Annotated in this window: 9 protein-coding genes; 4 read left to right on the forward strand and 5 right to left on the reverse strand. The window is 35.0% G+C overall.

The annotated features are described in order from the left end of the window. Positions 1-10 precede the first annotated feature (10 nt). The 3 genes from P178_RS0105530 to P178_RS0105540 all read right to left on the reverse strand — a co-directional run bounded on the left by P178_RS0105530 (position 11) and on the right by P178_RS0105540 (position 2,081). Entirely contained in the window at positions 11-451 is a 441-nt protein-coding gene (locus P178_RS0105530; protein WP_027065279.1) for a hypothetical protein, read from the reverse strand. 119 nt (positions 452-570) lie between these two features. Beyond that, positions 571-1,392 carry a ZIP family metal transporter gene (locus tag P178_RS0105535; RefSeq protein WP_027065280.1) on the reverse strand — a complete coding sequence of 274 codons (822 nt, stop codon included), beginning with the start codon at positions 1,390-1,392 and terminating at the stop codon, positions 571-573. A gap of 26 nt (positions 1,393-1,418) precedes the next feature. Continuing rightward, positions 1,419-2,081 carry a metal-dependent transcriptional regulator gene (locus tag P178_RS0105540; RefSeq protein ID WP_027065281.1) on the reverse strand — a complete coding sequence of 221 codons (663 nt, stop codon included), beginning with the start codon at positions 2,079-2,081 and terminating at the stop codon, positions 1,419-1,421. 77 nt (positions 2,082-2,158) lie between these two features. On the opposite strand from P178_RS0105540, the gene P178_RS0105545 reads away from it, so the two are divergent. Both P178_RS0105545 and P178_RS0105550 read left to right on the forward strand, forming a co-directional pair. Next, positions 2,159-4,435 (forward strand): TonB-dependent receptor, encoded by a 2,277-nt coding sequence (locus tag P178_RS0105545; RefSeq protein WP_027065282.1) that lies wholly within the window; start codon positions 2,159-2,161, stop codon positions 4,433-4,435. Between the two features lie 72 nt (positions 4,436-4,507). Then, the gene (locus P178_RS0105550; RefSeq protein WP_027065283.1) at positions 4,508-5,650 is read left to right on the forward strand and encodes a lycopene cyclase family protein; all 1,143 of its coding nucleotides are present in this window, start codon (positions 4,508-4,510) and stop codon (positions 5,648-5,650) included. On the opposite strand, the gene P178_RS0105555 is transcribed toward P178_RS0105550, so the two are convergent. Both P178_RS0105555 and P178_RS0105560 read right to left on the reverse strand, forming a co-directional pair. Beyond that, positions 5,647-6,621: a polyprenyl synthetase family protein gene (locus tag P178_RS0105555; RefSeq protein WP_027065284.1), complete on the reverse strand. Its 975-nt coding sequence runs from the start codon at positions 6,619-6,621 to the stop codon at positions 5,647-5,649. The genes P178_RS0105550 and P178_RS0105555 overlap by 4 nt on opposite strands. Before the next feature lie 142 nt (positions 6,622-6,763). Beyond that, positions 6,764-7,780, reverse strand: coding sequence for a GntR family transcriptional regulator (locus tag P178_RS0105560; protein ID WP_027065285.1), 1,017 nt, complete (start codon positions 7,778-7,780; stop codon positions 6,764-6,766). A gap of 464 nt (positions 7,781-8,244) precedes the next feature. On the opposite strand from P178_RS0105560, the gene P178_RS0105565 reads away from it, so the two are divergent. Both P178_RS0105565 and P178_RS0105570 read left to right on the forward strand, forming a co-directional pair. After that, a complete protein-coding gene (locus P178_RS0105565) occupies positions 8,245-11,496 on the forward strand; it encodes a SusC/RagA family TonB-linked outer membrane protein (protein WP_027065286.1) in 3,252 nt (1,083 codons plus the stop codon). Between the two features lie 9 nt (positions 11,497-11,505). After that, positions 11,506-13,383 (forward strand): RagB/SusD family nutrient uptake outer membrane protein, encoded by a 1,878-nt coding sequence (locus P178_RS0105570; RefSeq protein WP_027065287.1) that lies wholly within the window; start codon positions 11,506-11,508, stop codon positions 13,381-13,383. Positions 13,384-13,397 lie beyond the last annotated feature (14 nt).

Consider the following 13,397-nt stretch of genomic DNA (forward strand, 5'->3'; position numbering starts at 1 on the left):
TTATAAAATCCTAATTAGGCGTACTCAAAGAACTTATTCTGGAACTTAACTTTTGAAATAATTGAACCGTCCCAACAGAATCTTTTAAATTAAAGTATACATAAGCAGAATCTTTATAGACCAACTTTACCTTGTTCTGATTGATATTGTCAACAAAGACACGCACTTTCTTATCTGTCAAAGAATCCTTAAACTCTCTAAAAACACCTTTCTCCTTATCGAATGCAGAAAAACCATGTAATCGCTGCATTGGGGGAATCCTCTCTACCAAAACAACACTGTCAAGTTCATTTAACGGAATTTCAACATTGTAAAATCCTGAGCGAAGACTTAGGCTATTTACATCATCATCTACCCAGTTTTTAATATGAAGTGTTAAAACAAAAGCACAAACGATTACAGTTATTATCAACGCAATTGTCCAGACCCAATTTTTCTTAGAAGAGTGCATAAAAATTTAAAGTATCAAGTTAACAATACTATAACCTTAAACGGTAAAAATGACATTAAATTATTGTATAGTTGAAAAACACTTTTCAATCATTTGATGAAAAGTTAAGGTCTTTAGGCCTAACCCAAACCTACATCTAAGGTCATCATAATTATGAAACCACCTATAAAGCCCATAGTGGCAATATCTGTATATTTATCTTGTTGTGTTTCTGGTATTACTTCCTCTACTACAACAAAAATCATAGCACCAGCTGCAAATGAAAGCGCATATGGTAAAATAGGTTGAAAGGTCATAACCGCCCAAGCACCAAGAACAGCAGCAATAGGCTCTACAAGTGCAGATGCCTGACCAAACATAAAACTCTTGGTTCTACTTAAACCATGTCTACGCAATGGCATAGCAACAGCAAAACCTTCTGGGAAATTTTGCAAACCTATACCAAGCGCCAACGCAACGGCACCACCAATAGAAGCACCTTCAAACCCAGCGGCTACTCCACCAAAAAGAACACCTACAGCTAAACCCTCAGGAATGTTATGTAGTGTAATTGCCAAAGTCAACAATGTAGTTCTACGCCATGGGGTTTTTACACCTTCCGCTTCGCTCTCTTTAAAATTTATATGTAAATGAGGCAACACTTTATCTAGTCCAAAAATGAACATAGCACCAAGAAAAAAGCCTACCGCTGCTGGTATAACTTTTACAAACCCTTCACCTGGACTCATTTCAATACCAGGTGCCAGCAAACTCCAAAAACTAGCGGCTACCATAACTCCGCCGGTAAACCCTAACATTCCGTCTAATACGGCTCGATTCATTGTTTTGAACAAAAAAACCAATGCAGCCCCAGCCGCAGTAAGTCCCCATGTAAATAACGTCGCATAAAACGCTGCCAATACTGGGTCAATCGATTCAAAATATGCTATAACTTGATCCATAATTTAAATGTTAATTAATTAAAACATTATTCTTCATCTACTATCTCTAAAAATAAATTCGTTGCTATTTGTTTGGAAATATTAATAGATCCTGACCTTGTAGAAATCGTTACTGATCCATCAAACTCTTCTCTTTCCAAAATTTTAAAAGTATCGCCAAGAGCAATTTTATTCTTATCCAAAAACTTTAAAAATGCTGCAGACGAATCATTTACTCCTACACAAACTCCTTGACTTCCAACGGGTAATTCGCTAATCAATTTTTTAACTGATTTTGTAAATACACCATCCTTATTTGGAATTGGATCGCCGTGCGGATCTACTTTAGGATACCCTAAATGAGCATCTAATTTATCAATTAAAGCATCACTTTTTATATGCTCCAATTGCTCTGCCACTACATGTACCTCATCCCAAGAAAAATTTAATTTATCAACCAAGAACACCTCCCATAAACGATGTTTTCTTATAATAGATAAAGCCACCAATCTCCCTTTTTCTGATAGCGAAACACCTTGGTATTTTTTATAATTAACTAAAGACTTCTCAGATAGTTTTTTAACCATATCCGTTACAGAAGATGGCTTGGTCTTCATTTGTTCTGCTATTGCATTGGTGGCAACAGACTTACTATTAAACTCGCTTAAGTGATAAATACTTTTAATGTAATCTTCTTCTGATAGTGTCATGGAAAAACAATATAGGTGCAAAAATACATTTTTATATGTAAAAACAATTTTTTAGGTTTGTCTAAAATTTTATTTAGATGATTAAAATTATATTTTTTGCCTTAACTATTTTATCAGTTACAGTAGTTGGTGCTCAAAATTCTATTATATCAGGTACTATTTCCTCAAAAGACGGTACAGAAGCTTATGTAAATATTTATTTAAAGGGAACCGAAGTAGGTACTGCTTCAAATGAAAATGGGCAATACACTTTAAAGAATATTCCCTCCGGAAAATACACACTAATAGCTTCTACCATTGGCTTTGAGAGATTTTACAAAACAATTATAATTGCCGAAGGCGAAGACCTAATTGTTAATATTAGCTTATCACCTTCTACAGAATCTTTAGATGAAATGGTAGTTACAGGAACGCTAAAACCCGTAAGTAGATTAGAAAGTCCCGTTCCGGTAGAAGTCTACAAGCCTACCTTCTTCAAGAAAAACCCTACTGCAAGTATCTTTGAAGCACTACAGAATGTAAATGGTGTACGACCTCAAATAAACTGTAACGTTTGTAATACCGGCGACATTCATATTAATGGTTTAGAAGGTCCCTATACTTTAGTACTTATAGACGGCATGCCAATTGTTAGCGGTCTAGGAACCGTATATGGGCTATCTGGGATTCCAAACTCGTTAATTGAACAAATTGAAGTTGTAAAAGGTCCCGCTTCTACACTTTACGGAAGTGAAGCTGTTGGCGGACTTATAAATATCATCACAAAAAATAACCTATCTGCACCAGATTTTTTCGCGGATAGTTTTGTTACCTCATGGGGAGAATTTAACCTTGATGTAGGTACTAAATTTAATATTGGCAAAAAGACTAATGTGCTCTTAGGAGTAAACTATTTTAAATTTGATAACCCAATAGATAATAACGGAGATAATTTTACCGACCTAACCTTACAAGACCGAATTTCAGTTTTTCAGAAGTGGAATTTCACTAGAAAAAACTCTCGAATTCTCTCTTTAGCCGGACGCTTTTTTTACGAAGACAGATGGGGTGGAGAAATGCAATGGACTCCTGAATTTAGAGGAGGGGATGAAATTTATGGCGAAAGCATCTATACCCGTAGATGGGAAATATTAGGTAAATATCAATTACCCGTAGAAGAACAATTGATGCTGTCTTTTTCTTATAACGACCATAAGCAAAATTCAGTTTACGGAGATGTACCTTATTTAGCAGACCAACGTATTGGTTTTACTCAACTAACATGGGACAAAACAATAGGTAAACATAGCCTTTTGGCAGGTACCGCTTTACGATACAATTATTACGATGATAATACACCTGCTACTTTAGACGCCAATGGCAACAAACCAGATGAAGTAGTAATTCCAAGTCTTTTTGTACAAGATGAAATTGCTTTCAATAAAAAACACTCGTTGCTTTTAGGCGGTAGATATGATTATGATGAGCGCCACGGAAGCATTATTACACCTAGAGGTGCATACCGTTTTAAATTTACTGATAATGATATTATCCGGATAAATGCTGGTACAGGATTTAGGGTTGTAAACCTATTTACTGAAGAACATGCTGCACTAACCGGATCACGAGATGTTATAATCGCTGAAGAATTAAAACCAGAACGTTCATTTAATATCAACCTTAATTACTTAAAGAAAATATATGGGGACAAAGGCACTTTTGTTAGTCTAGACGCCTCTGTATTTTATACCAATTTTCAGAATGTAATTATCCCCGATTACGACACTAATCCCAATCAAATAATTTATGATAACCTAAATGGAAAATCCATTTCAAAAGGTATTAGTGCAAATGTTGATGTTTCCTTCTACAACGGTATAAAGGTAATGGTAGGAGGTACTTTACAAAATGTAAGTAATACCGAAAATGGAATAAAACAAAGACAAATTCTTACTGAAAGTTATTCTGCAAACTGGAGTATTGGTTATAATATTCGCAACTTAAATCTAACTGTTGATTATACTGGAAATCTATACGGTCCTATGCGTTTACCAACTTTAGGTGATAATGATCCACGAAGAGATTTCTCACCAGTATGGAGTATTCAAAACATTCAATTTACGTATGATGGTTTAAAGAATTTTGAATTTTATGGCGGAGTTAAAAACTTATTAGATTGGACTCCTAATAGAGGAAATCCATTTATAATAGCACGTGCAAATGACCCATTTGACAAAGAAGTTACTTTTGATACTAATGACAACGCTGTGGCTACACCAGACAACCCAAATGGGTTAACTTTTGACCCATCTTACGTATACGGACCCAACCAAGGCATACGTACATTTTTCGGATTACGTTACACATTGAATTAAGCACAAAAGCCAACTGCTATTTCGTATTTTTGGTGTTATCAGGGATATAGTTCCTGAAATAGTTTGAAAGTCATGAACGAATACGATTATATCATTATTGGCGCAGGCGCATCTGGTTTATTACTGGCTGATGCCATGCTTAATGATTCGTTTTTTGATAATAAAAAAATATTACTTCTTGACAAAGATGCTAAAAATACTAATGATAGAACATGGTGTTTCTGGGAAGAAGGTAATGGTCAGTTTGAGGCAATTGTCCATAAAAAATGGGACGCTATTCATTTTCAAGGTGATGACGTTTTAAAAAGAACGAACATAAGTCCTTATTCCTATAAGATGATTAGGAGTATTGATTTTTACAAATATTACTTAGGTCGTATAAAAGAATCATCTAATATCACTTTTGTTCAAGAAGGTATGGTTGACTTAAATGAGTCAGCCACCGAGGTTACCGTAAAAACTACGAATAACACGTATTCTGGCAAGTTCATATTCAATAGCCTTTTTGACTATAAAATGGCAATGGGGCAAAAAAAATATCCGGTGTTGCAACAGCATTTCGTAGGTTGGGTCATAAAAACCGAAAAACCCATTTTCAATGCTTCAGAGGTTACATATATGGATTTTTCCATTCCTCAAAAAGGTAATACTCGGTTTATGTATGTACTACCCTATTCTAACAATACTGCATTAATTGAATACACATTGTTCTCAGAACAATTATTACCAAAAGCCGAATATGAAGCTGCTATAAAAGAGTATATAGTAGACCGTTTTCAATGTAAAACTTATGAGATTATTGAAAAGGAAGCTGGTAGTATACCAATGACCGCTTATGATTTTAGAGATCACCACACTAAGAGAGTTAGATATATAGGTACCGCTGGCGGTTGGGCAAAACCCAGTACAGGCTACACCCTAATGAGCACTGCTAATAAAATTCCAAAACTAATTGAGCATATTAAGCAAGGTACACCGCTAAAGAAAATGAAACTGAAAAATAAATTCTGGTTTTATGACATGCTTTTTTTAGATGTACTACATCATGACAATGGAAATGGGCATGTGATTTTTGAATCTATTTTTAAATCTTTAAAACCACAAATGGTATTTAAATTTCTTGATGAAAAAACAAGTTTAAAAGAAGATATTGTTTATATAAATTCTTGCCCTAAAACTCCGTTTATAAAAGCATTGTTTAAGCGTCTTTTTTAAACAGTTCTATTCATAAGGTTTTTACCAAATTGACGCAGAAGATCTTTCTTTTCTTGTTCAATATCCATGTCAACAAGAACCTCAAAAGCCTTAGCGGTATAATCTGCAATAGCTCCTTTGGTAGCATTGTCCGCTCCTGTCTTTTCAAAAATAGAACGCACCGCTTTAACCTTAGAATCTGTCTCCTTTGGTTGTATAGAATATAAATGCTCCAGTTCTTTTGACATTACCTCAGAACCTGAATTCAAAGCTTTTAGATAAAGATATGTTTTCTTATTTTCAATAATATCTCCCCCAACTTGCTTTCCAAAAGTTTCTGGATCTCCGAAAACATCTAAATAATCATCTTGTAATTGAAAGGCAATTCCAAGGTTCAATCCGTAATTATACATCTGTTCTTGCGAAGCATCAGATGCACCGGCAACAATAGCACCCATTTTCAATGCTGCAGCAACAAGTACGGCTGTCTTATATTCAATCATTTTTAAATACTCAGGCAGCATTACATCGTCTCTTGTCTCAAAATCAACATCATATTGTTGACCCTCACAAACCTCCAATGCCGTTTTACTGAAAAGTTTAGCCAAATCTCTAAAAACATTTGGCTCATAATTTTCAAAAAGCTGATAAGCCATAATTAGCATAGCATCACCCGAAAGAATACCCGTATTAATATCCCATTTTTCATGAACCGTGGTTTGCCCTCTACGAACAGGGGCATCATCCATTATATCATCATGCACTAAAGAAAAATTATGAAAGACTTCAACTGCTAAAGCTGCATCCAATGCTTTTCTATAATCAGCCTTAAATATTTCTGCGGTCATCAAAACTAAAACTGGTCTTAATCTTTTGCCTCCTAAACCAAGAATATAGGTAATGGGCTCGTAAAGGTTTCTAGGTTCCTTCGTAATTTTCTTTGAATCCAAATAAGCAATAAACTCTTCTCGATATTCTTCAATAGTATGCATTACTAGCAATTTTCTTCAAAAATAGAATAAATAAGATTGAAATAAGGTGCTTTTGTTACTAGAAGAAACAAAACGCTATACCAAAATATTACCTAGACAATTTAAAGGAATCGTTTAAGCTTAAAAGATGAATGAGAATATATTACAAAGAAGCTCTTTTAATTAATCTAGATGGCATAATTACCTGAGTGGTATTTTCATTTTTTATATGTCTTGCTGCCAACTTAGCCATTTCATAAAAATCTGTAGAAATGGTAGTAATACCCCCAAAAACAATCTCTTTAGAAACATTGTCATTTTGAGATAAAATACCGATATCCTCGCCTATTTTCAACTTTTTACGAACCGAATCTCGAAGAATATGCCATAATATAGTGTCTCCTAAAGCAAAATAAAGATTACCCTTAACGGCAGAACCTATTACGTAATGGTTTTTCACCTCACCGTTTACAGAATATTCTTCTAAGAATCTTTCAAATGCATTTTTTATGGAAACAGGAGAAAAATCGCTCTCCTCATTAAAATATAGTATGATTTTAGAATACTTTTTTATGTCAGGAAGCAATTGAACCAATGATTTATAAATTACATTTTCAAATTCTTGAGAAATATAAGAATACGATTTTCCTAAATTTAAGTATCGATCTACTAATAATAATTTTTTAGGTTCAATATGTTGTAATAGCTGTGCAACTTTTTGGTTTTGAATTGGAGCAATTATATACATTCCATATTTACCATTAATATTGGTAATAATAGTTTCGAAAACACTAAGATTATTGTGGTGAAAAAAAACATCGATTTGAAATCGTTTACCCATTTCTTTTCTGAATGTTTTGTAAAATTCTTCTTGATAGCTTTGAAAAGCGAACAATAATAAGGCCATTCTTTTTGTAATATTTGTAGCTTGGCTAATCACAAAATACCCCTTTAATTGTCTGGACTCAATTAAGCCTCTATTCTTAAGTTCTTCATATGCTTTAAAGATGGTCTTTCTTGCATAACCAATCTCTTCAACCATAATGTTTATAGAGGGTAACTGATCTCCCACAGCTAATTTCCCATCTTCAATAGACTCAATAACTCCTTGAACCAATTGCTCATGTTTTGTAAGGTTATTATTGTGGGTTAAGCTTAAAATATTACTAATAACCTGCATAAATAATATATGAAATTTGTATCGGTCAATATACAATTTAAAAGAAGATTTTAAAATCCTATACCTTTTATTGAATATGACAAGGGTGTAAAGAACAAAAAAGAAACTTAGAAATTAAAGCTAATAAAACACAATTATTGTAATCAAAAAAAGGAACATAAAACTACATCACCCATAACTATAAAACACCTAACTAATCATTAAAATATTCACCAAACATCAGCCCTTTCTACCATTAAATATTAAATGTTGCATTTATCATAATATAATATATTGATGATATTTTATGATATAAATCACAATCTCAAAAAATATACTTACAAAATTTATTAAATTAACATTTATTTATATATTTGTTTATAGTAGCATAGTGTATCATAGTCTCTTGACCTTAAAAAGGTACCAAAAGAGATTTTAATACTTATGCCTACATAGAATAACTAACAACTGTAACGACTAACTTTATGAATTATCAAAAAAACTTTCCTAAGTTTTCCATGGTTCGGAATCATGTAGGCTTAACGATGATTTTATTTTTTAGTGGATTTCTCTTAACAAGTCTCCACGCACAAACAACCGTTTCTGGAACAGTAACATCTGCTTCAGATAACATGCCGTTACCCGGGGTATCGGTCATTGATGCAAACAACCCAACAACGGGAGTACAAGCAGATTTTGATGGTAATTTTACTATTACTATCGAAGATGGCAACTCTAGTTTACGTTTTAGCTACATTGGCTTTAAAGCCGTGGTTGTACCTGTAAACAATCAAAGTACTATCAATGTTTCTTTAGAAGAAGATGTTGCCAACCTTGACGAAGTCGTTGTTGTTGGTTATGGTACTCAGAAAAAAGCAACTGTAACGGGTGCGGTAACAGCAGTACAAGGTCCCGTACTTGAAAGTTCCCCTGCAATAAGTGTATCTAACTCACTTGCGGGTAGACTACCAGGGGTAGTAATTGTACAAACCAGTGGTGAGCCTGGTAACGACGAATCAACTATAAGTATTCGTGGTACAAATACATTGGGAAACAACCAACCATTAGTAGTAATAGATGGTATCCCTGATAGAGATGGTGGTATTGGGCGTATAAATGCAGATGACATTGCAAATATTTCTGTACTTAAAGATGCCTCAGCTGCAATTTATGGTGCTAGAGCAGCTAACGGTGCTATTATCGTTACCACTAAAACTGGTAAAGTTGGCAAAATGCAAATAAACTATAAAGCCGATTTCGGACTTACAAGACCGACAAGAACTCCAGAAATGGCTAGTGCCGTTGAGTACCAAACCATAATGAACGAACTAGCAATTTACAATAGTAACATACCAGCATCGCAATGGGGTACAGCAAACACTGCATTTCAAACATCTGGTAGCTATACAATACCTGGCAGTAGTCCTGCAGAAACTGTAAATGCAGCTTTTAGTCCAGAGACAATTAATAATTACAGAACTAGTGCAGATCCATGGTTATATCCTGATACAGATTGGTTTGGTGCAACTTTTAAAGATTGGGCAGAACAACAAAGACACAATCTATCTATAAGTGGTGGTAATGAAGATTTAAAATACTATGCTTCTTTAGGGTATTCAGACCAAGGCGCTATATACAAGAATTCAGCGAACAGGTATCAGCAATACAATTTTAGATTGAATACCGATGCAAGAATTAACGATTACATTTCTACCAAATTAAGCATGGCTTATAGAAAAGAAGATAGAACTTTCCCAACTGAAGGTGCAGGTGCTATTTTTAGAATGTTAATGAGAGGTAGACCTAACGAACCTGCAATATGGCCAAACGGATTACCTGGTCCAGATATTGAAAATGGTCAACAACCAGTAGTGGTAACAACCAATGCCACTGGTTATGACAAGCAACCTACAGATTACCTACAATTTACAGGGTCTGTTGATATTACAAACCCATGGGTTGAAGGTCTTAAGCTAAACTTAACCGCAGGTGTGGATCAAAGCCAGTTACGCAGAAAATTATGGCAAACACCTTGGACACTATATTCTTTAGACCGTGCGAATTATATCGCTACAGGTGTTCCTGAACTAAGTGGATCTATTCGCTCCAATTTTACTGATGCAAGATTATTACAATCATCTAATAATATACTGAACACTAACCTTACCGGTATATTAACCTATGATAAAACTTTTGGTGAGGACCACAACATTGGTCTTTTAGCTGGTATAACCCGTGAAAATTTTCAAGGTGAATTTTTCTCAGCATTTAGAAGAAACTATCTTTCTACAGCTGTAGATCAACTAGGCGTTGGTGGCGAAATTGCACAAGAAACGGATGGATTTGGGTATAATAGAACTCGTTTAGGTTATTATGGGCGTGCTCAGTATAATTTTAAAGAAAAGTATTTAGCTGAGTTTATATGGAGATATGATGGTTCTTATATTTTTCCAGGTAATGACCGTTTCGGATTCTTCCCAGGTTTATTAGTTGGTTGGAACATAAATAACGAAGATTGGTTCAATGTTGATTCCATTAGTTATTTAAAACTAAGAGCATCTTACGGAGAAATGGGTAATGATCAAGTTTCATTTGACACTAATGGTGATGGAGAAATTACGGATGATGAATTACAAGAATATGCATATCAGTCAATTTATGAGTTTGGGCAGTATCCAATAAACGGACAAGTTCAAACGACTTTATTTGAAAACCTTTTAGCTAACCCAAGTTTCACATGGGAGCGCGCTAAAAATTATAACATTGGTTTGGATGGTATAGTGCTAGATGGTAAACTAAGTTTCACATTAGAATACTTTTTAAACAAGCGTGATCAAATTCTTATTCAAAAAACAGGATCTACACCAGGTTCTTCCGGTATTTCCGACTTATTGCCTCCTGTAAATGCAGGTAAAGTTAATAACGAAGGTTTTGAATTTGCTTTAAATTATTTCGGTGGAAGTGTAGATGGTTTCAAATGGGATGTTGGTGTAAACGGAGGTTATGCTCAAAACAGTGTAGTATTTTTAGATGAAATTCCTGGAGCTCCAGACTATCAATTACAAGAAGGAAAACCAATTGGATCATACTTGGTATATGAATCAGATGGTGTATTCATTGATGAAGCGGCAGTTAATGCAAATACTTTGGACTACAGCGCAGTTAAGCCACAATTAGAGCCTGGTGATATGAAATTTAAAGATATCAACGGTGATGGCGCTATCAATGATTTAGATCAAGTAAGATTAAAGAATAGCATTAATCCTAACTTTAATTTTGGTGTTACGTTCAATGCTTCTTACAAGAATTTTGACCTTTCCGTTTTGTTGCAAGGTGCCACTGGTGCTAAATTGTTTATACAAACAGAATCGGGTGATATCGGTAATTTTCTAAAGTATAGTTATGATAATAGATGGAGTCCAGAAAACCCAAGTAGTGTTCATCCAAGACTAGCAAGTCGTGGAGATACATATTACACAGGCGGTGATTATGGGAACAATACCTACAATCTATTTAGTAAGGATTATTTAAGACTTAAAAACGTACAATTGGCATATAATTTCCCATCAGAATTAATAGACCAATTTGGCCTTTCCAAATTCAAGATATATATGAGCGGGCTTAACTTGGCTACATGGGCAGCTCAAGATATCTATGACCCTGAGTCGACTAGTAATAGTGGTCAGTTCTATCCACAACAGTCAATTATTAACACAGGTTTTAGTTTAACATTTTAAAAAAAAATCATGAAAAAAAGAAAATTAGTACTCTTAGGCATACTAACGCTCGCGTTAGTTCCTATTTCGTGTAATGAAGATTTTTTAGAAACTTCCCCGTTAGATGCAATTTCAGCTGATGCTACTTGGGCAGATGGATCATTATCAGAAGCTTTTGTATTTAATGTTTACTCATCTCTAGGCTATGGAGGATTTGAGGAAGAAGGTTTATCTTCATTAACAGACGAAGCAATGTTTACCCACTCTGGTAGAGGAGTAAATGTAATCACAGAAGGTTCACTTTCACCGTCAGGTACGGGGAATATAAATATAATTCCGCAATGGAATGAATTGTATTTAGCTATTCGTAAAGCGAATATCGCCATACAAGAATTGCCTAACGCTGCTTTTGATGACCAAACCTTAAAGGATAGATTATTAGGTGAATCTTATTTTTTAAGAGCTTATTACTATCATCAACTAATGCGTTATTATGGCGGCGCACCATTAATAGATGCTCCTTACGGGCTAGATGATGATTATACAATAGCTAGAGATACTTATGCCGATAACGTAACATTCGTAACCGATGATTTAGACAAAGCAATTTCATTGTTAGATGGTAAAGATGTTACACCTGGTAGAGCATCAATGTTAAGCGCTATGGGCTTAAAATCTAGAGTACTTACCTATGCAGCAAGTGATTTACGAGATGGCCCAACAGCTAGCGCAAAATCATCTGTTTTAGGTGGCTATTCAAATCTAGAACTAGTTGCTTATACTTCTGGAGATAGAGATGCCAGATGGACTTTAGCTAAAACTGCAGCCAAGGCAGTATTAGATGCAACAACTGGTTACAAATTAGATTTAACAGCACCAGCAACTGCTGAAGAAGCTAAACAAACCTATATCTCCATTGCTATGGGAGGTGGTAGTGCTGTTGGCGATGCTGCCGCAAGATCAGAACTATTGTTTGAAAGAACACATTCTCCTTTATTTACTGCTGAAAGTAACTGGCCTTTAGGTGGTATTCACCAAGGAATAAATAACGGCCCTAACGGGTATCATAACTGGGCGGGTAATACACCTATTCAACAATTGGTAGACGATTACCAAATGATGGATGGAACCGATTTCGATTGGAGCAATCCGGAGCAGGCTTCGGCTCCTTATGAAAACAGAGATCCAAGATTGGCCGCAACAGTTCTTTATGATGGAGCTGCTTGGAAACCAAGACCAGATGATGTAGCTGCAATAGATCCTTATGATGAAATTCAAACAGGTACGTACGCAGATGGTAGCGGTGGTATAATTGCGGGGGTTGACATGCGCGATTCACCAATTGAAAACTGGAACGGTAGTAGAACAGGTTATTACGTGCGTAAATTTATTGATCCAGATCCATCTTTGGTTGACAATCAATCTAGCGCTCAAGTGGTGCCTTGGCCATTTATTAGATATACTGAGATAATCTTAAATTATGTTGAAGCATCTATTGCCCTAGGGGATGAAGGTGAAGCTAGAAATTGGTTGAACAAGATTCGTTTTAGAGCAGGCATGCCAGCAATTACTGCATCTGGTTCAGAACTTTTAGATGCTTACATCAATGAAAGAAGGGTTGAATTAGCTTATGAAGAACACAGGTTCCATGATGCCAGAAGATGGATGATCGCAGACCAAACACTTGGCAGAGGTATTAAGGTGATGAAAGTAACTGCAACGCTTAAAGCAGGTGCTACACCAAGAACACCTTATCAATATGATCCAACAGTATATGATTATACATATACCGTTGTTGATAACAATGATAATGAAACAAGAACTTGGGATGACAAAATGTATTTCATGCCTATTAGCAGAGATGAAATCAACAGAAATAACCTATTGATTCAGAATCCAGGTTATTAGTTTAGTTTAAATTG

The organism is Maribacter sp. Hel_I_7, from assembly GCF_000688315.1.
GTDB classification, from domain to species: domain Bacteria; phylum Bacteroidota; class Bacteroidia; order Flavobacteriales; family Flavobacteriaceae; genus Maribacter; species Maribacter stanieri.

Bases quoted from the DNA above. Each gene is read 5' to 3' on its own strand.
- P178_RS0105530 (WP_027065279.1), bottom strand. From the start codon at position 451: ATGCACTCTTCTAAGAAAAATTGGGTCTGGACAATTGCGTTGATAATA.
- P178_RS0105535 (WP_027065280.1), bottom strand. From the start codon at position 1,392: ATGGATCAAGTTATAGCATATTTTGAATCGATTGACCCAGTATTGGCA.
- P178_RS0105540 (WP_027065281.1), bottom strand. From the start codon at position 2,081: ATGACACTATCAGAAGAAGATTACATTAAAAGTATTTATCACTTAAGC.
- P178_RS0105545 (WP_027065282.1), top strand. From the start codon at position 2,159: ATGATTAAAATTATATTTTTTGCCTTAACTATTTTATCAGTTACAGTA.
- P178_RS0105550 (WP_027065283.1), top strand. From the start codon at position 4,508: ATGAACGAATACGATTATATCATTATTGGCGCAGGCGCATCTGGTTTA.
- P178_RS0105555 (WP_027065284.1), bottom strand. From the start codon at position 6,621: ATGCATACTATTGAAGAATATCGAGAAGAGTTTATTGCTTATTTGGAT.
- P178_RS0105560 (WP_027065285.1), bottom strand. From the start codon at position 7,780: ATGCAGGTTATTAGTAATATTTTAAGCTTAACCCACAATAATAACCTT.
- P178_RS0105565 (WP_027065286.1), top strand. From the start codon at position 8,245: ATGAATTATCAAAAAAACTTTCCTAAGTTTTCCATGGTTCGGAATCAT.
- P178_RS0105570 (WP_027065287.1), top strand. From the start codon at position 11,506: ATGAAAAAAAGAAAATTAGTACTCTTAGGCATACTAACGCTCGCGTTA.